At 68.4% G+C, this 21,367-nt stretch carries 23 protein-coding genes and 1 pseudogene; 10 read left to right on the forward strand and 14 right to left on the reverse strand.

Annotated elements, in window-relative coordinates; all coding sequences use genetic code 11:
- Window positions 1-37 precede the first annotated feature (37 nt).
- The 5 genes and pseudogenes from ASG74_RS14595 to ASG74_RS14620 all read left to right on the forward strand — a co-directional run bounded on the left by ASG74_RS14595 (window position 38) and on the right by ASG74_RS14620 (window position 4,837).
- On the forward strand, window positions 38-847 hold the full coding sequence (locus ASG74_RS14595; RefSeq protein ID WP_056145174.1) for a ceramidase domain-containing protein: 810 nt from the start codon (window positions 38-40) through the stop codon (window positions 845-847).
- A 219-nt stretch (window positions 848-1,066) separates the two neighbouring features.
- A pseudogene (locus ASG74_RS14600) lies at window positions 1,067-2,139 on the forward strand (IS110 family transposase).
- A gap of 14 nt (window positions 2,140-2,153) precedes the next feature.
- Window positions 2,154-3,098 carry an NYN domain-containing protein gene (locus ASG74_RS14605; RefSeq protein ID WP_056145176.1) on the forward strand — a complete coding sequence of 315 codons (945 nt, stop codon included), beginning with the start codon at window positions 2,154-2,156 and terminating at the stop codon, window positions 3,096-3,098.
- Between the two features lie 252 nt (window positions 3,099-3,350).
- Window positions 3,351-3,953, forward strand: a complete 603-nt coding sequence (locus ASG74_RS17845; RefSeq protein ID WP_268766037.1) for a DUF6318 family protein — start codon at window positions 3,351-3,353, stop codon at window positions 3,951-3,953.
- Window positions 3,954-4,279: 326 nt separating this feature from the next.
- Entirely contained in the window at window positions 4,280-4,837 is a 558-nt protein-coding gene (locus tag ASG74_RS14620; RefSeq protein WP_056145184.1) for a hypothetical protein, read from the forward strand.
- A gap of 48 nt (window positions 4,838-4,885) precedes the next feature.
- Here ASG74_RS14620 and ASG74_RS14625 read toward each other — a convergent pair whose 3' ends face one another.
- The 8 genes from ASG74_RS14625 to ASG74_RS14660 form a co-directional block, all read right to left on the reverse strand.
- Window positions 4,886-5,902 (reverse strand): CPBP family intramembrane glutamic endopeptidase, encoded by a 1,017-nt coding sequence (locus ASG74_RS14625; RefSeq protein ID WP_056145187.1) that lies wholly within the window; start codon window positions 5,900-5,902, stop codon window positions 4,886-4,888.
- The gene (locus ASG74_RS14630) at window positions 5,899-6,138 is read right to left on the reverse strand and encodes a hypothetical protein (protein WP_056145190.1); all 240 of its coding nucleotides are present in this window, start codon (window positions 6,136-6,138) and stop codon (window positions 5,899-5,901) included. The genes ASG74_RS14625 and ASG74_RS14630 overlap by 4 nt, the downstream gene beginning before the upstream one ends.
- Window positions 6,135-6,821 (reverse strand): DUF2306 domain-containing protein, encoded by a 687-nt coding sequence (locus tag ASG74_RS14635; protein WP_056145193.1) that lies wholly within the window; start codon window positions 6,819-6,821, stop codon window positions 6,135-6,137. Before ASG74_RS14635 ends, ASG74_RS14630 begins: the two co-directional genes overlap by 4 nt.
- On the reverse strand, window positions 6,818-7,507 hold the full coding sequence (locus tag ASG74_RS14640; protein WP_056145195.1) for a hypothetical protein: 690 nt from the start codon (window positions 7,505-7,507) through the stop codon (window positions 6,818-6,820). The genes ASG74_RS14635 and ASG74_RS14640 overlap by 4 nt, the downstream gene beginning before the upstream one ends.
- Before the next feature lie 117 nt (window positions 7,508-7,624).
- Window positions 7,625-10,333, reverse strand: a complete 2,709-nt coding sequence (locus ASG74_RS14645) for a LuxR C-terminal-related transcriptional regulator (RefSeq protein WP_156465424.1) — start codon at window positions 10,331-10,333, stop codon at window positions 7,625-7,627.
- Window positions 10,334-10,443: 110 nt separating this feature from the next.
- On the reverse strand, window positions 10,444-11,721 hold the full coding sequence (locus ASG74_RS14650) for an MFS transporter (protein WP_082569805.1): 1,278 nt from the start codon (window positions 11,719-11,721) through the stop codon (window positions 10,444-10,446).
- Between the two features lie 159 nt (window positions 11,722-11,880).
- Window positions 11,881-12,174 (reverse strand): hypothetical protein, encoded by a 294-nt coding sequence (locus tag ASG74_RS14655; protein WP_056145205.1) that lies wholly within the window; start codon window positions 12,172-12,174, stop codon window positions 11,881-11,883.
- Complete coding sequence (locus ASG74_RS14660) at window positions 12,171-13,106, reverse strand: NAD(P)/FAD-dependent oxidoreductase (RefSeq protein ID WP_056145207.1); 936 nt, start codon at window positions 13,104-13,106, stop codon at window positions 12,171-12,173. Before ASG74_RS14660 ends, ASG74_RS14655 begins: the two co-directional genes overlap by 4 nt.
- 78 nt (window positions 13,107-13,184) lie before the next feature.
- Between ASG74_RS14660 and ASG74_RS14665 the strand changes: the two genes are divergently transcribed.
- Window positions 13,185-13,763: a helix-turn-helix domain-containing protein gene (locus ASG74_RS14665; RefSeq protein WP_056145210.1), complete on the forward strand. Its 579-nt coding sequence runs from the start codon at window positions 13,185-13,187 to the stop codon at window positions 13,761-13,763.
- Between the two features lie 114 nt (window positions 13,764-13,877).
- A complete protein-coding gene (locus ASG74_RS14670; protein WP_056145213.1) occupies window positions 13,878-14,684 on the forward strand; it encodes a hypothetical protein in 807 nt (268 codons plus the stop codon).
- A 12-nt stretch (window positions 14,685-14,696) separates the two neighbouring features.
- On the opposite strand, the gene ASG74_RS14675 is transcribed toward ASG74_RS14670, so the two are convergent.
- Genes ASG74_RS14675 through ASG74_RS14690 form a run of 4 tightly spaced genes read right to left on the reverse strand, consistent with a single transcriptional unit; the run spans window position 14,697 to window position 18,075 of the window.
- Window positions 14,697-15,953, reverse strand: a complete 1,257-nt coding sequence (locus tag ASG74_RS14675) for an NAD(P)/FAD-dependent oxidoreductase (RefSeq protein ID WP_056145215.1) — start codon at window positions 15,951-15,953, stop codon at window positions 14,697-14,699.
- 59 nt (window positions 15,954-16,012) lie between these two features.
- Window positions 16,013-16,642, reverse strand: a complete 630-nt coding sequence (gene folE / locus ASG74_RS14680; RefSeq protein ID WP_056145217.1) for a GTP cyclohydrolase I FolE — start codon at window positions 16,640-16,642, stop codon at window positions 16,013-16,015.
- Entirely contained in the window at window positions 16,639-17,619 is a 981-nt protein-coding gene (locus tag ASG74_RS14685; protein ID WP_056145220.1) for a patatin-like phospholipase family protein, read from the reverse strand. Before ASG74_RS14685 ends, folE begins: the two co-directional genes overlap by 4 nt.
- Window positions 17,620-17,625: 6 nt before the next feature.
- The gene (locus tag ASG74_RS14690; RefSeq protein ID WP_056145222.1) at window positions 17,626-18,075 is read right to left on the reverse strand and encodes a hypothetical protein; all 450 of its coding nucleotides are present in this window, start codon (window positions 18,073-18,075) and stop codon (window positions 17,626-17,628) included.
- A gap of 75 nt (window positions 18,076-18,150) precedes the next feature.
- On the opposite strand from ASG74_RS14690, the gene ASG74_RS14695 reads away from it, so the two are divergent.
- Genes ASG74_RS14695 through ASG74_RS14705 form a run of 3 tightly spaced genes read left to right on the forward strand, consistent with a single transcriptional unit; the run spans window position 18,151 to window position 19,492 of the window.
- Window positions 18,151-18,483 carry a hypothetical protein gene (locus ASG74_RS14695; protein WP_200942631.1) on the forward strand — a complete coding sequence of 111 codons (333 nt, stop codon included), beginning with the start codon at window positions 18,151-18,153 and terminating at the stop codon, window positions 18,481-18,483.
- 26 nt (window positions 18,484-18,509) lie between these two features.
- Complete coding sequence (locus ASG74_RS14700; RefSeq protein ID WP_200942632.1) at window positions 18,510-19,238, forward strand: RNA polymerase sigma factor; 729 nt, start codon at window positions 18,510-18,512, stop codon at window positions 19,236-19,238.
- Complete coding sequence (locus ASG74_RS14705; protein ID WP_200942633.1) at window positions 19,235-19,492, forward strand: hypothetical protein; 258 nt, start codon at window positions 19,235-19,237, stop codon at window positions 19,490-19,492. Before ASG74_RS14700 ends, ASG74_RS14705 begins: the two co-directional genes overlap by 4 nt.
- A 174-nt stretch (window positions 19,493-19,666) precedes the next feature.
- Here the strand turns inward: ASG74_RS14705 and ASG74_RS17790 are convergent, their stop codons facing one another.
- Together ASG74_RS17790 and ASG74_RS14715 are read right to left on the reverse strand one after the other, a co-directional pair.
- Window positions 19,667-19,906, reverse strand: coding sequence for a hypothetical protein (locus ASG74_RS17790; RefSeq protein WP_056145229.1), 240 nt, complete (start codon window positions 19,904-19,906; stop codon window positions 19,667-19,669).
- Between the two features lie 35 nt (window positions 19,907-19,941).
- Complete coding sequence (locus ASG74_RS14715) at window positions 19,942-21,342, reverse strand: HNH endonuclease signature motif containing protein (RefSeq protein WP_056145232.1); 1,401 nt, start codon at window positions 21,340-21,342, stop codon at window positions 19,942-19,944.
- Window positions 21,343-21,367 lie beyond the last annotated feature (25 nt).

The following is a 21,367-nucleotide window of genomic DNA, read 5'->3' on the forward strand; positions in this document are numbered from 1 at the left end:
TCGTCATGTCGCACCGACGACGGCTACGTTGAGCGACATGGAGGCCGGCGCAGCACCCGAGGTGAGCACCCATGGCCGAACCCGCCCCTCACCCGTGGCCGTCACCGCATGGACGGCCGTCGTCTCGCTCGGACTTCTCGCGACAGCCCTCACGGCCGGCTGGCTCGGCCCCGACACCGGACGCGGCGGCGGCTTCTGCGAGGCGGCTCGTGACGCACTGGTCAAGCAGCCCGCGAACACGTTCAGCAACCTCGGCTTCGTGATCGCCGGGCTGGCCATCGCGGTGCATGTCTCCCGCCGCGGAAGCGGCACGATGGACGCGCGCCTCGGCACGGCATACGCCGTCCTCGTCGTGCTCCTCGGGCCCGGAAGTGCAGCCATGCACGCGAGCCAAAGTGTGCTGGGCGGCCACCTCGACGTCTACAGCATGTATCTGCTCGCGTGCTTCGTCTTTGCGTATGCCGCCGCGCGGCTCCTTGCGCTGTCCCCCAGCGGTTTTGCTCTGGTCTATGTTCTGCTGCTGGGGCTGTGCAGCATTGCGGAGTTCACGCCGGCGGACGTCCCGGTCCTCATGACGGTGGGCAACACGGTGTTCGCGGTGCTGTTGCTCGCCGGGCTGGTCCTCGAGGTGGTGCTGAGGGTGCGTGGGGCGAGCCGGCTGGACCTGCGCTGGGGCCTGGCGTCCGTGGTGACCTTGCTGGTGGCGTTCGCGATCTGGAGCCTGGGCAAGGACGGTGGCCCGCTGTGTGAGCCGCGATCGCTGCTCCAGCCGCACGCGGTGTGGCACCTGCTGGACGCCCTCGCCGCGTGGCTGCTCTTCCGCTACTACGCGAGCCGCCGGCCATAGGGTCGGGTCAGTGTCAGGGTGTTGTCGCCGCTCACGCGGTGGTTGGATCCTGAGCATTCGGTGTCTGGCTCGTAGGGTCGTTGTCGCCTTCGGGCTGATGTTCATGCGTTTTGCCGACACCGGGTGTGAAGGACCGGCCGGCGTGACTTGATAGGAGCGTGGCTACCGCCCCCACTGAGATGTGTCCGCCGACCGGCCCAACCGTCCAGTCACTGACAAGTGAAGGAGGCAACCACCATGGTTGTTGTCGGAGCCGATGTACACAAGCGCACGCACACATTTGTTGCGGTCAACGAGGTCGGCAAGGAAGTTGGGCAGCTCACGGTCGCGGCCACGTCCAAAGGGCACGCGAAGGCGTTGAAGTGGGCCCGAGGACAGTTCGGTGACGAGTTGACGTGGGCGATCGAGACTGCCGACACCTGTCCGCCAGGTTGGAGCGCGAGCTGCTCAGTGCCGGGCAGGCCGTGGTTCGGGTGCCGCCGAAGATGATGGCTGAGCAGCGCCGCGTCGCGCGCACGCGCGGAAAGTCCGATCCGATCGACGCGTTGGCGGTGGCGCGAGCGTTCCTGCGCGAACCTGACCTGCCGGTGGCCTCGCACGACGAGGTGTCTCGTGAGGCAAAACTGTTGGTCGATCGGCGCGAAGCGTTGGTGCACACCCGCACTCGCACGATCAACTCGCTGTTGTGGCGGGTCCACGAGCTCGACCCCGAGCGGGCGCCGAAGCCTCGGTCCTTGGATCTGGCCAAGCATCAGCAGGCGTTGCGAACATGGCTGCTGAGCGTGAACGGCGTCGTCGCGGAGATGGCCCTCGATGAGCTCGATGACGTCATCGCCCTGACTGCCCGGATCAATGCCTTCACCCAACGTATCGGCGCCATGGTGCGCGCCCAGGCTCCTGAGCTGTTGGCTCTGCCGGGTTGTGGGGAGTTGTCTGCGGCCAAGCTCCTGGGTGAGTCCGCCGGGATCACCCGCTTCGCCACCGAGGCACAATTCGCCCGCCACGGCGGCTTGGCACCGATCCCTGTCTGGTCCGGCGCGACCGCTGGCCGTGTTCGCATGACCCGTTCGGGCAACCGTCAGATCAACTGCGCCATCCACCGCATCGCGGTCACCCAACTCCGCCTCAAGGACTCGCTGGGCCGCGCCTACTACGACAAGAAGAGAGCCGAGAACATGACCAAGACCGAGGCCCTGCGCTGCCTCAAGCGACGCATCGCCAGAACCGTGTTCAACCGCCTCAACGCCGACCACAACCACCGTCAAAGCACTGCCATCCCGGCAGCGGCTTGACATAGGAGAAACGCATGTCAGACAGTTCCCGGGTCGCGGTCTACCTCGACTTCGACAACATGGTCATCTCCCGCTACGACAACCTGCACGGCAACAACTCCTGGCGCAACGACAACGCCCGGGACCACCGGCCTGGTAGCGGCGACGCCACTGACGTGCGTCTGGCCGAGGCGATGCTGGACGTGGGGGCGATCATCGACTACGCCTCCTCGTTCGGGACAGTGGCGCTGAACCGGGCCTATGCCGACTGGTCGGTGCCCGCCAACGCCGCCTATCGCACGCAGCTCGTGGACCGCGCCGTCGACCTCGTGCAGCTCTTCGCCACCTCGGGGACCAAGAACGGTGCCGACATCCGGCTGTCGATCGACGCGATCAACGACCTGGTCGACCACGCGGATCTCACCCACGTCGTGATCGTCGGCGGCGACTCCGACTACATCGCGCTGGCGCAGCGGTGTCGACGGATGGGCCGCTTCGTCGTCGGCATCGGGGTGACGGGGTCGACCAGCCGGGCGCTCGTCGCGGCGTGTGACGAGTTCAGTGACTACGGCGACCTCCCGGGGGTGCGGGCCGTGGTTCCGACGACGAAGGTGGCCGTCAAGAAGGCCGCTGCGGCAGACGCTCCGGTGGAGACGGCTGCTGCGGAAGCGGGTCCAGCGAAGAAGACCGCTCCGGCGAAGAAGGCCGCCAGGAAGGCCACGGCAGCGGCCACCAAGGCGCCCACTGCTGCTGAGGCGGCGACGGCGTTGCTGCTCCGGGCGATCCGGGTAGGGATGGAGAAGAGCGACGACGAGTGGCTGCACTCCTCGTCGGTGAAGAGCCAGATGCAGCGCATGGACTCGACGTTCAAGGAGAAGTCGCTCGGCTTCTCCTCGTTCAAGGCGTTCGTCGAGTCGCAGGGAGACCTGCTGGAGCTCCAGTCCAAGGACAACGGTCAGCTGATGCTCCGCCTGCGCTGACTCTTGTCTGTGGAAAAGTCCGCGGCGGGCGTCGCGACTTTTGCCAAACTCCCATGTCATGACTTCGATGTGCGGCGTACGAGCCTGCTTGGTGCAGCCACAGGGGCGTGGGCCAGTTCCCTCAGGCGCTCGAGTGGCGAAACCGTCTGATTTCCCTACTCTGGATGACAAGACACGATGCCTTGCGCCGGCTCGGACGACTGCTTGGCACCGCACAACGGAGGGCCCGCACGAATGAAGTCGCGCACAACCATGTCGTATGCCGTTGCCTTGACGACCGCTGCCACGCTCGCCTTGGCGGGGTGCAACGGCAATGACGAAGCCCCGACTCCCTCCCCCACATCGTCCGCTTCGTCCACCGGCTCCCCCACTCCGAGCCCCTCGGCAAGCCCCCCACAAAGCGCCAGCCCTACCTCGAGCGCCTCAGCGTCGATCGACATCCCGGCCGCGGCACGAAGCCATTCGAAGTCTGGCGCGGAGGCGTTCGTGCGCTTCTACTTCAAAGAGATAAATGCTGCGTACTTGGCCCCGTCTGAAGAAGCCGCCGACCGTATCCTCCAGATCTCAACAGACGCCTGTCGGAGTTGCGCGGCCGGATCTGCAGATATTCGAAGCCTCAGTGAGGCGGGGCAGCGCTTGGCTACGCCGGCGTTCGCCCAGATGCCCGACGTCACCGCCCAGAAGGTGAGCGACACGAACTACCGCGTGTCGTTCACGATGACTCAGACGGACGCCAAGGTGCTTGATGGCAGCGGCAAGGTCGTCGATAAGCAAGTTGCGAAGTCACAACCCCAACTTGCCGCCGTGGTGTGGGAGGAGGGGTCATGGCGAATGGACGGACTCGCCGCCGCGTAGCCGCTACGGCACTGGTTGCAGCCGCTTGCTTGTTGTTACCCGATGTCGCGCACGCCGTGCGTGATCCAACGGCGACATGGAGTAATGATGGCTCTAAGTTGCATGGGCTAGGCGAAAAGGAAATGCTCGGCCTCGCAGCCAAGACTCCCAACGCTGCCAACGCAGTTTCGAATCCTCCTTGGTTCAAGTACTCATCCACCTCATTCTGCAACTCCAACCCGCCTGGAACACCTGGAAGTGCGCAGGCTAGTTGCACTCTTGAATACAGTATTTGTAACGGTGGCCGAATCGGTGGAAGCGCTGGGCCCGCCGTGCGAGTTTGGCAAATGGAGGTCAGCAAGACCGGCCAGCCCGTCGCTGGAGCGACGTGGACGGACGTTGGATTTACGTGCCTTGCGGCCCTCGTCCCGGGCGCGAACAACGTCCTGACGATGCAGATGATTCTCGACCAGTTCCACAAGACGACGTTCGCCAAGCCGACCGCGTCCATTCAGCCCGTTGGGCTCAAGACGCTCGTGAACCTGCCGACGTACTACGAGCTCAAGTGGCCGACCAGCGGCTTCGAGCCTGGTGAAGCGGACGCCACGATCCTCGTGGGACGTCGGGTCGAGATCGAGCCCGTCTTCGTGAGCGCGACCTACATCTACGGCGACGGTGAGACCAGCGGCCCCGTCGACACCTTCGGGGGACCGCACCCGACCGGCGATGTCGTCCACACCTATCGCAAGAAGATGACGGCTCCAGTGCAGATCAACGCCACCTACTCAGGACGCTTCCGTGTCGATGGCGGCGCATGGATCACCATTCCCGACACGGTGACGATCGAGGGCACCCCGGCCAATCTGACCGTCGCCGAGGCAAAGGCCCGCCTCTACAGCAACTGATCTGCGGCTTCACCTCAGCCCGTCGAGTCGCACCATGGGTCTGGGTGATCATGCGTTCCCCGTGGCTGTCGGGGCATGGTCGTGACCGGTTGAACCCAGAGCAGAGGGATCGTGCCTGACCCCAGCAGCCGCAGGGAATCCACAGCGCCCGGCAGGTTCGCTTCGAGCGTGTTGCGCTCGGCGACGAATGAGCGCAAGAGTTGCGAGGGTGACCGCGCTGACCAGGACCAGGGCGACCACTGAGGCTTCCGGGCCGAACGCCCCTCCCGTCAGCCAGGTTGGCGCACCAGCGCGAGCGGTGCTGAGCGCGACGGACTGGCCGAGGTCTCCGCCGGAGACGGCCGCGCCGAACAGGTACCCCTGCGCGAGGTTCCAGGCGGCGTGCACACCGATCGGCAGCCACAGCCTCCCGGTCACTACATACATCGCACAGAACATCATCCCCGCCACGGCCACGGTGGCTCCCGACAGGACGGTGGCGCCGTGGTTCGCCATGTGCGGAGTTGCAAAAACTACTGCGGAGACGACGAACGCTGGCACCGGGCCGAACGCCCGCCACACCAGTCTGAAGAGCAGGGCGCGCATCCACAGCTCCTCGGTCACTGCGGCCTGTACTGCAAGGCCGAGCCCGGTCCACACCGGTGCAGTGCCGAGCAGTGTGATGTCGTAGGCGCCGCCCATGGCAAGGATGCCCATGAGCACGGTCATCATCGCCAAGCCGAGGAGCGCGCCAGTGAGCAGTTCGGCTGGTGCCGGTCGCAGGGCCAGCTCCTGCGCAGCGCGCGCCTCACCGAGGCGGACGGCGATGCCGTAGCAGGCCAGGGCAAGCGCACAAGCACCGACCAGGCCCGTGAGCTGCAGAGGCGCGTTCCCCGGTGAGAGGTGGTCAGCGGCCCACTGCAGCGGTAGGCCGAACGCCAGGGCGGTGAGGAAGAAGAGCCCCACCAGCCAGGACAGGGCCCGCAGCCAACGCCAGCGGCCGGGGCGGAGCATCCGCCGTTGGCCCAGCTGAACCGGTGGCACGCCCCAGCGCGGCGGTTCCATGCCTGACTCCGAGGTCATCATGACGTGGACCCGGGGTAGGTCGCGGTCACGGAGATCAGGGTGACGCCGAGGTCGCGAATGCGCGCCAAGGTGCCGTGCAGCGCGGCCTGGTCTGCCACCACCCCCGTGAGAAGGGTGGTGCCGTCCGGGTCGTGAGCGAGAGCAAGGCCGAACGCGGCCGCCCAGTGCGGGTCGAGGTGTCCGCCGACCCGGATGACATAGGCGTCCGGCCACGCGCCGGGCGTGGAGCGAGTCACGGGGTACCCGCCACTGACACGACAGTCCGGACGCCGGCCCGGGCGTAGCGGTGGATGATGATTTCGGCCACGGCCAGGTTCACCAGCCAGCCAAGTCCCAAACTGAGGTCCTTGGTGAGGGCAGCAGGGCCGAAGAGTGCCGGTCCGACGCCCAGGGTCACGGTCTGCGTGGCTGCTGCCAGGGCGATGGCGTAGGCCCTCGTCATCCACGCTTGGTGGGTCGGCACGTCGACGCGGCGGATCGCCGCGACGCCGAGCACGATGCACGCGGCCAGGGCCGAGCCGAAGACGAGCCGCAAGAGGTACGCGAGATCGCCCGTGCCCGGCTGGCGGGCGTAGAACAACGTCATCCACAGTCCCGAGAGAGCGACGAGCAGGCCGAGGGGCACGAGCAGCTTTCCGGTCGCCCGGTGCCAGCGGGGGTGTCTGCGGCGCAGGCCTGAGGAGAACTGGAAGGCGCCGAGCACGGCATACGGGACAGCGCTGAGCACATGAATGAAGACCGGTACGGGTGAGGCAGTCATTCGCGGGTTGGCGGGCAGCAGGAGCGGACCACCGGCGAGCTCGACGAGCCGGAGGGACCCCGCGATGGCCGGGATCGCGACGATGGCGATGAGGAGGAACGGCACCCACCCGGTCGGCCGAGCCGACCGGATGGGCTTCGTCGGGGTCAGGAGAGTCATCGCGCGCCGGCCGGGTCGAGCCGTGCGTCGATGGTGCTGGTCGCCGGCTCGAGGGTCGCCGCGCGGTGCTCCCGCCACAGGGACCAGCCGAGACCCATCAGAGCAATGGCGTTCGGCACGGCGAACAGGCGCTGGTTGGCCACCGGGAGGAAGAGGGGCGCCAGCGTGGCAAGAGCGGCGACGGCGAGCAGGGCCGCGGCCCAGCGGGCGAGGACGCCGGCGCGGTACAGGGCGATGCCAAACACCAGTCCGCCAACGATGTAGCCCAATCCCTGGACGCCGTTGAGCGACCCGAACAGGCCGAGGTCTGCGTTGGTGCTGCCGTTGGTTGCCCGGGCGACCACACCGCCGACGTACTCGGAGGAGCTCTGGGCGATCGTGGGAACGACGACCAACCCGATCGCCTCCACGCAGAGCATGGCGAGGTAACCCATGCCGAAGAGCAGGTAGCCGACCAGTCCGAGCAGCCCGATCTGGCGGACCTGGCGCAGGTACATGCCGGTGATGCCGGCGAGCGCGAGGGTGGCCATCGCGACCTTCATGCCCTGGCGCACCTTCCACTGGGCGGTCTGCACGAAGTCGACGGTGATCTCGGGGTGCTTGACCTGGACCGCGATGAACAGCGTGCCCGCGGCAATGGCGGCCAGGCCGGCCGCACGAGTGAGTGTGGTGGTGGTGATCTGCATGACGTCCTCCGTGGTTCCAGGTCGTCCCTGGCGGATGCCTCGGGACTGTTTGGAAACCTACGAACCTGCAGGGGTCCCGGGCATCACCCGATGATGTGACTGGCTGGGTGAGATCCGTCAGCCGGATGTTGGCGGCATTACGCTGCGCTCACGAGCGCGCATCACGGCGGCCCTGCGGCTGGATACGCCGAGCTTGGTGAAGATGTGTTTGGTGTGTGTGCGCAGGGTGTTGTGTGAGATGAACAGGGCTCGGGCGATCTCCGGCCCGCGCAGGTCGCTGTCGAGGAGCGCGAGCACCTCGAGCTCGCGCTCGCTCAATTCGTCCACCGATGTACTCGGCCGCAGATGTGTCGCAGCGGTGGCCGTTCCAGCCGATGCCAAAAGGCGTTGGGCGTGGTGACTGGTCCGCTGGTGGCGTTGCGCAGCGCGCAGCAGCTCGGTCATCGGCGTGCCTTCGTCAAGGAAGAGCCGCACGTACCCGTCGGGCTCCGGTGCAAGCTCCCACGCGTCACCCAAGACCATCAGCGCGTCAGGGCGTCGCCCATGGGCATCAAGCGCCAAGGCCGTGAGCATCCGAATTTCGGTGAGGCTGCGCGCGCGACCCGAGGCCCGCGCGGCCTCGCCGAGCCGCTCAAGCAGCGCGAGCACGGCGTTGATCGTGTCGCTGTCCGGCTCGTTCCGGTGCGTCGCCACCATGAGGCGCACCAAGGTGAGGTGGTCGTACTCCCGCAGGTGGCCAACGGGCTCGTCCAGGGATACCCCGCGCTCTTGTGCCCACTCAGCGGCCACCCCATGATCGCCCTCGCAGATCTGGAACCGCGCCCGCAGGGACGCGATGGGGCGCAGGTCGGGAAAGAAGCCAGGGCGATAGAGCTGCTCAGCCTGCTGCAGGTGCGCGAATGCTGACGCGAAGTCCCCCGCGGCCCGGGCCAGCAACGCCTCGGCCACGGAGGACCGGAACAGGCTCTCCGTGATCGCCGTCCCACGGCTGTGCCCGGCAGCGGAGTCCAGGTGTCGGCGGGCGCTGTCCAGGCCACCGCTTTCGATGTCGAGCTCGGCCAGTGCGACGTCCAGCTCTGCGGCTGCGCGCGCGATCCCTTGTGTCTCGGCCCGTCGAAGTGCCTCGTCGCAGATCTCGCGGGCCCTGCGTGGTCGGCCGGATGCACGCCACAGGTCCGCGAGCACCACGGTGCCGGTGAGCTCGTCGACCACATTTCCCGCGGCATGCAGGCTGTGCACTGCTTGCTGGAAGGTGACCAGGGCGCGCGGCACGTCACCCTGCGCCCACGCCGAGAGGCCAAGGAAGCCGGCTGCCCCACCCCGGGCCAGGTGGTCCTCCGGTGCAGCGAGGTCGAGCGCGACCTGGGCATGCCGAACGGTGGCTTCGATGTCACCGTGCGCCTGGGCGAGGGAGGCCCGGTAGATGGCGATCGTCGCCGGGAGTCCAAGCGACTCTTGGGCCAGGGCCTGTCCATCAGTTGGAGCGTCCTGGGCCGCGGCCAGCGCCTCCTCTGCCTCGTCCAGGCGAGAGCTGACCCCATCGAGGTCACCAGCAACGAGAAGCAAGCCAGCGGAGAGCACGGCGAGTGCCGGCCTGCGCCGGATGACGTCTTCGGGCAGCTGGTGCAACCACGTCTGGGCCACCCCTTCCTGCCGCTCCCGCCGGACCGCTGGCATGGCCGCCTCGATGAGTGCTGATGCCCGGTCCAGGTCACCGGCTGCGAGCGCGTGCCGGATCGCAGGGTCCGCGAGGTCGTGGTTCTCGAACCAGTCGCTGGCGCGCCGATGCAGCAGGGGGATGACCTCGGGCTGTTCGCTGAACAGGCGGGCGCGCAGCACGTCGGCGAACAGGTGGTGGTAGCGGTACCACTGGCGCTTGTCGTCCAGCGCGACGAGGAAGAGGTTGGCCCGATCCAAGACGCGCAGCATTCCGTCCGCGCCCTCTCCTCCCATGAGGACGTCGCACAGCGGCGCGCAGAACCGGTCGAGGACAGCGGAGCGCAGCAGGAAGTCGCGCACCACCGGCTTCTGATGGGCCAGCACTTCCTCGATGAGGTAGTCGACGACGTATCGGTCGTCACCGGCGAAGCCCTCGATGAAACGGCCAACGTCCGCGTGATCCTGCAACGAGATGGCGGCAAGCTGAAGGGCGGCGATCCACCCCTCGGTGCGGTCCTCGAGCGCGCGAACCTGCCCCACGGTGAGTCGAGTGGTGCAGGTTCCTTCGAGGTACGCCGCAGTCTCGGCGGCGGTGAAACGCAGGTCGACGGCGCGGACCTCGACCAGCTCACCCCGCGCCCGCCAACGGGCCAGGGCCAGGTCCGGATCAGCACGGGTGCACATCACCACATGGGCGTTCGGCGGCAGGTGCTCAACCAGGAAGGTCATGCCCGCTGCCACCTCGGGGTGGTCGGCCAGGTGGTAGTCGTCGAGCACGAGCAACACCTCGTCGGGACTGTCAGCCAGGTAGTTGACGATTGCGGGCACCATCGCGTCGGCCGAGACCGCCAAGCCAGCCAGCTGTGCTGCGGGCTCTGTGCCACGTCGCGAGAACGCACCGCGCAGAGCCGTCACAACACCGGTCCAGAACACCGACAGGTCCGCGTCACCGGCATCGAGCGACAGCCAGGCAACGGCACGGTCGTTCTCCGGGCGCGCCAGCCACGAGGCGACCAGTGTGGTCTTGCCGAAACCGGCCGGGGCCGAGACGAGGGTCAGCCGTCTGGAGGCGCCGTCCTCGAGGCGGCCAAGAAGGCGATCGCGTGTCACCAGCCCGGGCCGCACCGATGGCACGTACAGCTTGGTCGCCACCATGGGCAGTGTCACGAGCGTTCACCGTACCCATCACCGTGTGGTCGGCAGTCGCCCCATACTACGCGGCACCCCGCTTCGTGGCCTCCGTTCATCGTGGTTCCCGCCGGCCTTGCCCACGACGCCTAACGGACACGGTGGATGGGAAGAACAGCAAGGGCTCCCAGGGCAGCGCAGGTGCCCGAGACGAGGTAGAGGACGGAGTAGCTGTTCCCGCTGATGGCCAGGATGACCGGTGCGACAGCGGGTGCGAGGGCGAAGGGTAGAGCGCCCGCCATGTTCAGCACTCCGAGATCTTTCGCGGCGGAAGCGGCATCCGGAAGGACGTCGACAACGAGTGCGAGGTCGACCGCCATGTACATACCGAAGCCCACGCCGCCCAAGCCCATACCGAGCAGGTAGCCACCGGTCCCGCTGGCGGTCGCGATGATGACCAATGCAGCGGCGTAGATCACAGCAGCGGCCATGACGAAGACCTTGCGGCGTTGCAGTCGATCCGAGAGCTGGCCCGTGATCGGCGAGGCGATGATCAGAGCTGTCGACTGCACGAGAGTGCCGAGGTAGATCTGGTGGGCAACGTCTGCCACCACGACGCCGAGCTCGTCGATCAGGAAGTAGGCCTGATACGTGACCAGGAACGCGTACGCCACGATGAGCATGAAACGACTGGTGAAAGCCCACGCGAAGTCGGGGTTGGCCCGGGGGTTGACATAGAAGGTCCCGGCCAGCTGTTTCAGCGACCATGGCGGCTTGTCGGCTGAGTCGAGCCGCCGGTCCTGAAGCGAGCTGGTGAAGATGCCGACCAGCACGCAACCGACCAGCAGTGGCGCGAGGAAGGTCATCAGCCGGCTTCCCTCGAAGGCCTGGACGAGGTAGGTGGCGGCCACCGACGCCACCGGAAGGCAGACGCCGAGAATGCCGGAGACCCGACCCCGCTGCACGGTCGGCACCTGGTCGGGCAGCACCGCGGCCTGGGCCGCGAGCAGGGCGTTGAGGAAGACCTGAGCCATGCACCAGCCGACGAGCACCACCCCGATGTTCGGCGCGAGCGCAACCGTGAGTGTGCCAAGGGCGCCCCCGGCGACCCCGACGATCATCCACGGACGTCGCATGCCCAGCCGAGAGGACGTGCGGTCGCTCAGGCGGCCGAACAGCGGGTTGCTCACGATGGCCAGCAGCGAGCCGACCCCGGTGACGAGGGCCAAGTTCTTGGGTGCATCGTCGATGCCGACCAGGTCGTTGACCTTCAGCGCCAACGACACCAGCAGCGGGCCCAGGAGGAGCAGCGATCCCCCTGCGTAGGACAGTGCGTACAGAGTGACGAACCGCCGCCCGACCTGCGGCGGGTCGAGCATCGCGAGGGCGACGCCGCGATGGTGCAGGTGAGGATCAGGTGCTTCCATACCGCCTGCCTCGAGCATGCATCGCGCCGGTGAGGTGACCAGCATCCGGCAGGCGCAGCGTGCTGCCAATGGCCAATCCGGGGTGGACCGGTCAGAGTTACAGGCGGATCAGGTCGTGCTCGAGCCGACAGCCGGTATGCCGGTCGGTCACCTGCGCTGTCAGCTCTGTGCGCGCTTGGCCAGGAGTCGAGCGCGCCCCTTGTGCAGCTGCGGCATCAGCAGGTAGATGACGATCGGCACGGCCACAGTGGCCAGCACCAGCGTGCGCAGGATGGATGGCATCATCCCCAACCACCCGCCGAAGGTCAGGTTGATGAGGGTGAGCGTCGGGAAGACGCAGACCCAGATCATCAGGGCCAGCTCGTGCTTGCTCGGCGGGCCTGGTCGGCGCGGCTCGCCAGCACCCTGCGGCCCCGTGGGCTGTCCCGGACCGGTCAGCGAGGGGGTGCTCATGCGCGCACCCCGTGCCGGGCATCGCGAACGGCGTTGCGCACGTCCTCGTCGACGAGCTCGGCGTTGAGCGCGATGGCAGCCGCCGATCCTTCGCCCGCCGCGGTGATCACCTGGGCGCGGGCGTTGGCGACGTTGCCGGCGACGCGCACGCCGGGGATCGACGTGGCACCATGCTCACCGGTGATCACCCACCCTGAGTCGTCGACCTCGCAACCGAGTCGGAGCAAGAGGTCGACATGGGGCACGAAGCGCGGTGGCACGAACACGGCCTCGCAGGCCACGACCGTCCCACCGTCAACGGCGATGCCCGTCAGCCGGTCGTCCTGGACGACGACGTGGTCGACGGCCTCTTCCACCACCGTGATCCCCCGGGCAAGCAGCTGGGTGCGCTCGGCGTTGGTCAAGGTCTCCTTCGGGGCGAACATCGTCACCTCACCCGACCACTGCCTGACGACCTGCGCGTAGCCCACCGTCTGGGGCCCGTTCCAGATGATGCCGAGTCGCTGGTCGCGCACCTCCCAGCCGTGGCAGTAGGGGCAGTGCAGGACGTCGCGCCCCCACCGCTCCCGCAGGCCGGGGATCTCGGGCAGCTCGTCGCGCAGGCCGGTCGTGACGAGCAGCCGTCGGGCACCGAGTCGTTCACCGCCCTCGAGCAGCACCTGGAAGCCGTCGGCGCCGCAGCGCACGACCTCCAAGGCCACGCCGCGCCGGATCTCACCTCCATAGCCCTCCACCTCACGGCGACCGGTCTCGAGGAGGAGAGCGGGCGGCATACCGTCGCGGGACAGGAAGCCGTGCATGTGCGCGGCCGGAGCGTTGCGCGGCTCCCCCGCATCGATGACGAGGACCCGGCGGCGGGCCCGGCTGAGGACGAGGGCGGCCGAGAGTCCGGCGGCTCCGCCTCCGATGATGATGGTGTCGTAGGAGTTCATGTCGTCAACATTCCTCGCGGCCGAACCATGTGACAACATCCGTTGCTGTTTCCGGGACGTCGGGTGTGCAATGGGTCCATGAGCCCTCCAGACTTCCGTGCGGCCCTTGACCGGGTTGGCCCTCGAATCAAGGCGATTCGCGCACAACGCGGCGTCACCTTGGCCGCCCTCGCCGAGGTGACAGGCATCTCCAAGAGCACGTTGTCCCGGCTCGAGACGGGACAGCGCAAGGCCAGCCTCGAGCTGCTGCTGCCGTTGGCCCAGGCCTACCAGGTGCCCCTCGACGACCTCGTGGGTGCACCCGACGTCGGCGACCCGCGGGTGCGCCTCAAGCCGCACAAGGTGCACGGTCGGACGGTGCTGCCCCTCACCCGTCAACCGGGAGGGTTGCAGGCGTGGAAGATCGTCGTCCCCCGGACGCAGCGCACCCCCGAGCTCAAGCAGCACGAGGGCTACGAGTGGCTCTACGTCCTGTCGGGGCGGATGCGCCTGGTGCTCGGCGACCTCGACCTGGTCCTGGGGTCGGGCGAGGTGGCGGAGTTCGACACGCACGTGCCGCACTGGTTCGGCAGCACTGGGGACTCGGCGGCGGAGGTGCTCAGCCTGTTCGGGCCGGAGGGAGAACGCGTGCACGCCCGGGCCAGGACGACGGACTGACGCGGACCAAAAGCACCTTCCCGGCCGCTCGCTTGCCGTCCAGCCGCACTGCTGGCCCGGTCCCGATTTCGACGTTTCGCTGCGCCGTGGTCCACCTAATGCCACCTTGTCCTCGTGAGCATCGGGGCCGGATCACAGCGCGCACGCGCCTTCTCCATGCCCCTTGTCCTGACCCTCCTGCTGACAGGCGGCCTCCTCTGGGCTCGTCAGGCCCTCAAGGACCCCATCGACCACATCGCGACCATGGTGTCGACGGGCGCGCCTCCCCCGCGTGCCTCGGATGCCGGGTTGGGCCGGGTAATGCCCCCGCCGCAGCAGCTGGGTGGGTCCGGGGACTACACGTTCATGATGTCGAACGGTCGCGGCCCGGCGGCCTACGATCCCTGCCGTCCTCTGCACGTGGTCGTGAACCACGAGCAGGCTCCTGCCGGAGCAGACCAGCTGGTGGCCGACGCGGTCGCGCAGGTCTCTGCAGCATCGGGTCTCGCGATCGTCATGGACGGACCGACCGACGAGCTGGCGGCTGACAGCCGACCGACCGTGGACCGCACGAGGTACGGCAACCGGTGGTCGCCGGTGCTCATCGCCTGGACGACTCACGCCCGGGACGCTCGGCTGGGTGATGCGGTGGGGATTGGTGGCAGCCAGGTCCTCGAGGCTCCTGACGGACGACTGTGGAACATCACCGGCACGATCCATCTCGATGGCCCGGCCATGAGCGAGATCCTTGCCCGCCCCGACGGCCCCCAGCGCGCGACAGCCGTCATCGTGCACGAGCTGGTCCACGTCGTGGGACTCGGTCACGCGGCCGGTGATGGGCAGCTGATGACCGTCGACGGAAGTGGTCGCACGACGCTGGGCGACGGTGACCTCCGTGGCTTGGCGGAGCTCGCCAACGTCCCCTGCAACACCGTCTTCTGAGCAGCGAATCGGTCAGTGCACCCCCACCAGCTCGCCCAGTGGCACGTTCGGGTCGGAGAGCCGGGACGCCGGGACGACGTCGCCGGAGCGGATCAGCTCCTGGATGTTGGGCATCTCGTCCCAGATGTTGACGCTCAACCCGGCGACGACTCGACCCTGCATCGTCCAGAACGCCATGAAGGCACCCGATGCCTCCTCACCACGCACCACGACGTCCGTGACGTCGCCTCGGGCCACGTGCCCGGTGTACTCCAGCCCGAGGTCGTACTGGTCCGAGTAGAAGTACGGAAGGCGCTCGTATGCCGTCCGCTCACCCACGATGGTCGCCGCCACGGCCTTGGGCTGGTTGAGCGCGTTGGCCCAGTGCTCGACCCGAATTCGCCTCTCCAGCAGGGGATGCCACGCGTTCACGATGTCACCGACCGCAAGCACCCCGGCGTGTGAGGTCCGCAGGAACTCGTCGGTGAGCACTCCGTTGTCGAGGTCGAGACCCATCGCCAGCGCGAGCCCCAGGTTTGGCGTGGCGCCCACGCCCACGACCACCAGGTCGGCAGCCACCTGGGTACCGTCGCGGAGCTCGACACCGGTGACCCGACCGGCCCCGTCGTCGGTGAACCCCGCGACGTCGACGTCGGTACGCACGTCCACGCCATGGGCACGGTGCGCCTCGACGAGGACGGAGGCGATCCGCTCTCCGAGAACGGTGCCGAGCGGCATACCCGAGGATTCGAGCACGGTGACGGACGCACCCAGGGTGGCGCCCGCGGCCGCCACCTCCAGCCCGATCCAACCCCCGCCGATGAGCACCACTCGAGGACGAGTGGCAAGGGCCGCATGGAGGGCACGGCTGTCGTCAAGCGTGCGCAGGTAGTGCACACCGGACAGGTCTGCGCCGGGCACATCGAGGTGCCTGGGTGACGAGCCCGTCGCCAGCACGAGGGCATCGAACGGCAAGGACTGGCTCGACCCGCCGACGCGTGCCGTCAGGGTCCGGGTCTCGAGGTCGACCGCGTCGACGGTGCACCCCAGGCGCAGGTCGACGTCGTGCTCGGAGTACCAGGACGCCTCGTGGACGAAGAGATCGGCGTCCGGCACGGTGCCCTTGAGCAGGTTCGTCTTTGACAGCGGCGGGCGCTCATAGGGTCGGTGCTCCTCGCGCCCGAGCAGGGTGATGGCCCCGTCGAAGCCAGCGGTGCGCAGCTCCTCGGCGGTCTTGGCACCGGCGAGGCCGGCGCCCACGATGGCGACGGAGGTGGGAGTGCTGGTCATGGCGTCCTGCTTTCGGGGTCGGGGAGTCCTGCGGCTACTGGTCCGGAGCCGGCCAGCATTCATCGGGGTGAGTGCGTGAGGGCGAGGAACTCGGCTCGGGTGCGCGGGTCGTCGCGCAGCACACCGAGCAGGCTGGACGTCACCGTGCTCGTCCCCGGCACCTGGACTCCCCGCAGCGTCATGCACATGTGCTCGGCCTCGATGACGACTCCGACCCCTGTCGCGCCGAGCTGGTCACGCAGCCAGGTGGACACCTGCATGGTGAGCCGCTCCTGCACCTGAGGTCGGCGGGAGAAGTGCTCCACGACCCGGGCCAGCTTCGACAGCCCGAGGATGCGCTCCCCCGGCAGGTAGCCGACGTGTGCTGTGCCGATGAAGGGCAGGACATGGTGCTCGCACAGCGACCGCACGGGGATGTTGCGGGCCACGATGAGCTCGTCGTAACCGCCGTCGTTGGGGAAGGTCGTCAGCTCGAACGGTCGTGGCCGCAGCATCTCCGCCAGCGCGAGCACCATCCGCTCGGGGGTCCTTCGAAGCGACTCGCTCTCCACGTCGACCCCGAGGGCGGTGAGCAGGTCCGCCGCCGCGCTCGTCGCCGAGTCGACGTCCGGTTCGCCCACCGCCTCGACGGCTGCCCAGGAGGGGCGTGGTCTGGCCGGTTCGCGGTGGTGCAGTCCCGTGCTGGTCATGTGAGGATCCCTTCGGTGCGTGCGGGTTCAGCGAGGGCGGACTGGGCAACGTGGGCGGGTTCGGCGCCGTGTATGCCGTGCACTGCGAGGACCCCGCCCTGGCCGTCAGCACCGCGGTCACCCAGAGCGCGGGCCTGCGCATCGTCATCGTCGAGCCAATGGCCCGTGGTCTCGTGGGCACGCTCGATGAGGGCATCCGCCTGGCCGAAGTCCGCGGGTGAGACGGCGAGTGGGCACAGCGGTGGGGCAACGTGGAGACGGGCGCGGCCGGCATACGCCTCCACCTCCGCGATCAGCTGGCGGTGCAGCAAGAGCGTGAGCGCAGTGAGCGCAACAGCGAGTGCGCTCGTGGGCGGCACTGCGGCACAGGGATATCCGGCAGGCAGTAGATAGATGTCGTCGATACCGGGCTGGTCGGCGAAGGCCAGAGAACCGGCATGCCCGACCGAGCCATCGACCAAGGTGCGCCCGTCTCGCTCCACAGGGGGCAGCAGTCCGGGGACCGCCGCACTGGCCGCGATTGCGTCGACCACCGACCCGCTGTCGATGACGAGCGGCTGGCCCGTGACCAGATCCGTTGCGGTGACGGCAAGCCGGCGTTGTGCGTGGTCGAACGCGGAGTATCCAAGGTTGGTCGACAGCAGCCGTTGCAGAGGAGCGCCGGAGAAGAGGGAGGGCTCAGCACCAGTGGCTGCGCGCACCCAGCGCCGGGGATCCAGGACGAAGACGTCGTGGCGTCGCATACCTCCCCAGAGACGCTCCAGCTCCTCGATACGATCCGACCACCGGCCAGGACCCGCGAGGTACGCGGCGTTCATCGCGCCCACGGACGTGCCGACAAGCAGGTCCGGCTCGACGCCGTGCTCGTGCAGGGCGGCAATCATGCCCACCTGCACGGCGCCCAGGCTGCCCCCACCGGTGAGCACGACGGCCGTGGCCGGGTGCGCCGGAGGGGTGCTGCCTCCGTTGGGAACCACGGTCAGTCAGCCCTGGTGCACGGGCCAGAGCAGCGCGTGGGCGTCGAATCGGGTGGAGAGGCGCTGCAGCGCCACAGCTGCGAGCAGGAGGCCGAAGTCGCGCAGCGCGACGTCGTAGTAGTTGCCGAGGAGCAGGAGGTTGAGGATGATCCCGGCCAGCCACACCGTGACGACGAGGGCGCCGAGCTTCGGGTGGAGCAGGACGACCAGTCCTGCGATGACCTCGATGACACCGACGACGTACATCTGCTGGTGCGGCGTGAACGGGAGCGGGTCGGACAGGACCGGCGCGAGGTAGCGGTCCCACTCGGTCATGAGGTTGGTGAACTTGTCCAGGCCGAAGAGGATCGGTGCGACGACGAACGCCGCCCGAAGGACGAAGAACGCCTGGTATGCCGGGTCGTCGCTGCCGTGCGACCTCACCTCGGACTTGTGGTGGGTCTCGATCGTGGCCATGGGAACCTCCTGGTGCGTGGTGCCCTCCGGCCCGAGCTGCCTGACAGAACGGCAGCGGGGTGGGAGGCTGACATCGTGTTGGTTGCACCGCACCCGTCCGCTCTTACCCGTCTCGAGAAGTTCGCCAAGACGGGTAAGACCGCCGACCTGCCACACAGCGAACAAGGCATGACCACCCACCAGACCCGGATCCCCGGGACGTGCCAGTCGGCCGGCCCCCCGGTCGACGTCGTCGCCTGGCGGGAGTGCCGGTTGCGGGAGGCAGGGTTCCCCTGGGACCTCGCAGACTGGCTGGCGCACACGCCGGCCGACCTGCACGAGCTGCTGTCCCTCGTCGACGCCGGCTGCCCGCCACACCTCGCTGCCCGCATCCTGTCTCCTCTCGACGAGGGAACCGGGCCGTGGTGAGCGATGCCGGCCGCGAAGGACTGCTGATGCCGGCGGCTCCCCGCGCGGATGGCCTCACCGGGGGCGACGGCGCACCCGACGGCTTCGCGACGGCAGACCTGGTGCCCCAGGACTGGGTGCTGGCCCTGTCATCGACCGGTGCCGAGCAGCAGGTGGCCCTGCGAGCACTGCATGCGCTCATGGTGCGTGCCGCCGCCCACCAGGTCTGGCGCATGCGGGGGGTCCTGCCCGATGCCTCACACGCCACGGTCGACGTCATCGTCAACCAGGCGGCGGACGAGGCCATGGCCGCGCTGTTGCGCAAGTTGCACACGTTCGAGGGCCGCAGCGCCTTCACGACGTGGGCGTTCAAGTTCGCCATCCTGCAGGCCGGCAGCGACGTGCGTCGGCTGCAGTGGCAGCACCGCGAGGTCGAGCTGCGCGACCTCGACGTGGAACGTGTTCCGGGGCTCGTCCACGACGGGCCGGAGCGCCATGCCGAGGGTTCGGACCTCGCGCGTGCCCTCGCCGAATCCATGCGTTCCTGCCTGACCCCCCACCAGCGACGCGTCGCGGTTGCCCTCCTCGTCGACGGGGTGCCCATCGATGTCCTGGCCGAGCGGCTCGGCACGAACCGCAACGCGCTCTACAAGACCGTCCATGACGTCCGGCAACGGCTGCGCACGGACCTCACCCGGCGGGGATACCTGCCCGATGGGTCTCCTCGCAGCGGCCCGGGCGACCACGTCCCCACTGCATCGGCAGGCTTGTCATGACTTCCCCGACCACTCCCCCGAATCCCGACCCCAACGCGATGCCAGTCCTGCCTGACGACGCCATTGCCGCTCTGCTCGTCGACACCACGCCGTACCTGTCGTGCGACGAGTGCTTCGAGCGGATGGACGTGCACGTCGAGGCGGTTGTCGCTGACCCGGGTCACCACGACCCGGGCATGGAGCGCCACCTCGCCGGCTGCGCCGCCTGCGACGAGGAGGCCCTGTCCCTCATCGCTCTCCTCACCGCCCACTGAGTCGCTGAGTGGCGCTGTCCCCAGACCGATTCCCGTATGCCGTGTGGTCGACTCGGCGACGCACCGGACGTCTCGCCCGTGAAAGTTCTCAGACAGGGGTGGCCTCGAGCGCCGGTGGCCTCAGCCACGGGTGGTCTCGGACGCGGGTGGTGGTCTCAGTCGCGGATGGTGATCTCAGGCCGTGTTGGCTTGGTCACCGTCGAGAATGGTGGCGATGGCATCGTTGAACTCGGCCTCGAACATCGCATCGAGTCGTTCGCGGTCTTCGCGTTCTTCGATCCATTCATCGACCCACTGGCTGATGAGCTCGTCAGGGGGTTCAAGCTGCCACACGTCGGGTGGTCCGGTGTCGAGGTGGGCGCGTTCGGCGGCGCGACCATCCTTGCTGGCCTGGACGTCGCGCAGTGCGGCCAACCGTCCGGGTAGGGCACGGTCGTAGGACCCAGGCGTCAGGTCCCACGTGACGCACCGCCCGTCGGCGTCGGGTTGATGCACCAGCGCGATGAGGCGCCGATCGTGCACGGTCGTGTGGTGACGCTGGCACAACAGGGCTGCGTTGGACAGGTCTGAGGTCCGCCATCAACCCAGTGGATGAGGTGGTGCGCCTGGACCCAGCCTGCAGGCATGTCGCAGCCCGGGTAGGTGCACTGCTTGTCACGGTGCCACAAGGCCCGGCGTTGGCCCTTGGTGAACAGGCGGACCGCGCGACCGATGTCGAGAAGCTCACCGTCGGAGCCGAGGACGACCGGGATGATGTCGGCGTCGCAGGCGAGCTGGCGCACCACAGCGGGGGCGAGCATCGTCAGCTGCGCCCGCGACACCATGACCCGGCCACACTTCGTCCGGGCAGGCCCAGCCGTGGACCCGGTGTCCTCATCGGCATCCGCGTCGCCGCAGTCGCGGGCGGCGAGCTGGTCCCTCAGGTCATCGAGCGTCGCGGCAACGTGCAACGCGGTCGGCGCCGACCCCGGGCTGCGACGCTCCGCACCCTCGGCGCTGGCCGCACCGGCACACACCGCGGCGAGGGCCTCCGCGCGGCGCTGCTCGGCGGGCCGCAGGTCCCGCTCGCCGGTCACCTCGTTCGGGGCCGGCTTCGAGAGCGGGCCGATCGCCGCCTCCAGGGTCGCCGCCTGCGCCGGGGTCAGCCCAAGCCGGTACTCGGTGATGTCGGCGTCGTTGACTCGCGGCGAGGTCAGATAGGCGGCGACCCGCAGCTTCGCCTGCGCATCATCGAACTCACCCTCGGCCCCGAACATGGCCAGCAGGTGCGGGCGCAGCTTGCGTGCCTCAGAGGACCCCCACAGCACTCCGTGGTCCAGGATCGCCTTCGCCACCGTGGGCTCCGCGGCCGGCTGCAGCTGGTCGGCGAGCTTGGCCATCTCCCGCAGCGCCGTCAGCGCCAGGCTTGGCGCGACCTCACCGGTGACCACCCGGGCCCACACCACTCCTTCGGGCCGCTCCGGGTCGGCGTAGGCGCCGGCTCCCGGACCACCCGTCGACCACAGGCCGCCCGTCACTGAGCACGCCACGTCCTGCGCGAGCTGGCCCAGCTGGTGGGCGCCGTCCTGCCTCAGCGACGGCGCGTGCTCCTGCACCCATGCATGCACCGACCCCACGCCTCGACGCGCTGTCGTGAACTCGCCCCGATGAGCAGCCTCGGCCGTCAGGCGCACCTGCGCCGCCCGAGCCCTCGCGGCGACGTCGTCCGCAACCCGCATCACCGCTGCGAGCTCCGGACCCGACAACTGGGACAGCACCTTCCCCACCGCGGCCGGGTCCAACGCGTCACGCGCACCGGCCAGGGCCGCGTGCAGCGGCCCAACCTCCGGTGTCGTGACCTCGTTGTCCATGGCTCCCATTCTCGTCGAACTGGTG

Origin of the sequence: Knoellia sp. Soil729 (assembly GCF_001427985.1) — a bacterium.
Lineage (GTDB): Bacteria > Actinomycetota > Actinomycetes > Actinomycetales > Dermatophilaceae > Knoellia.

Bases quoted from the DNA above. Each gene is read 5' to 3' on its own strand.
- ASG74_RS14715 (WP_056145232.1), bottom strand. From the start codon at position 21,342: ATGGACAACGAGGTCACGACACCGGAGGTTGGGCCGCTGCACGCGGCC.
- ASG74_RS14635 (WP_056145193.1), bottom strand. From the start codon at position 6,821: ATGACTCTCCTGACCCCGACGAAGCCCATCCGGTCGGCTCGGCCGACC.
- ASG74_RS14660 (WP_056145207.1), bottom strand. From the start codon at position 13,106: ATGAACTCCTACGACACCATCATCATCGGAGGCGGAGCCGCCGGACTC.
- ASG74_RS14650 (WP_082569805.1), bottom strand. From the start codon at position 11,721: ATGGAAGCACCTGATCCTCACCTGCACCATCGCGGCGTCGCCCTCGCG.
- ASG74_RS14655 (WP_056145205.1), bottom strand. From the start codon at position 12,174: ATGAGCACCCCCTCGCTGACCGGTCCGGGACAGCCCACGGGGCCGCAG.
- ASG74_RS14625 (WP_056145187.1), bottom strand. From the start codon at position 5,902: ATGATGACCTCGGAGTCAGGCATGGAACCGCCGCGCTGGGGCGTGCCA.
- folE (WP_056145217.1), bottom strand. From the start codon at position 16,642: ATGACCAGCACGGGACTGCACCACCGCGAACCGGCCAGACCACGCCCC.
- ASG74_RS14640 (WP_056145195.1), bottom strand. From the start codon at position 7,507: ATGCAGATCACCACCACCACACTCACTCGTGCGGCCGGCCTGGCCGCC.
- ASG74_RS14620 (WP_056145184.1), top strand. From the start codon at position 4,280: ATGGAGGTCAGCAAGACCGGCCAGCCCGTCGCTGGAGCGACGTGGACG.
- ASG74_RS14595 (WP_056145174.1), top strand. From the start codon at position 38: ATGGAGGCCGGCGCAGCACCCGAGGTGAGCACCCATGGCCGAACCCGC.
- ASG74_RS17845 (WP_268766037.1), top strand. From the start codon at position 3,351: ATGTCGTATGCCGTTGCCTTGACGACCGCTGCCACGCTCGCCTTGGCG.
- ASG74_RS14605 (WP_056145176.1), top strand. From the start codon at position 2,154: ATGTCAGACAGTTCCCGGGTCGCGGTCTACCTCGACTTCGACAACATG.
- ASG74_RS14665 (WP_056145210.1), top strand. From the start codon at position 13,185: ATGAGCCCTCCAGACTTCCGTGCGGCCCTTGACCGGGTTGGCCCTCGA.
- ASG74_RS14700 (WP_200942632.1), top strand. From the start codon at position 18,510: ATGCCGGCGGCTCCCCGCGCGGATGGCCTCACCGGGGGCGACGGCGCA.
- ASG74_RS14675 (WP_056145215.1), bottom strand. From the start codon at position 15,953: ATGACCAGCACTCCCACCTCCGTCGCCATCGTGGGCGCCGGCCTCGCC.
- ASG74_RS14705 (WP_200942633.1), top strand. From the start codon at position 19,235: ATGACTTCCCCGACCACTCCCCCGAATCCCGACCCCAACGCGATGCCA.
- ASG74_RS14690 (WP_056145222.1), bottom strand. From the start codon at position 18,075: ATGGCCACGATCGAGACCCACCACAAGTCCGAGGTGAGGTCGCACGGC.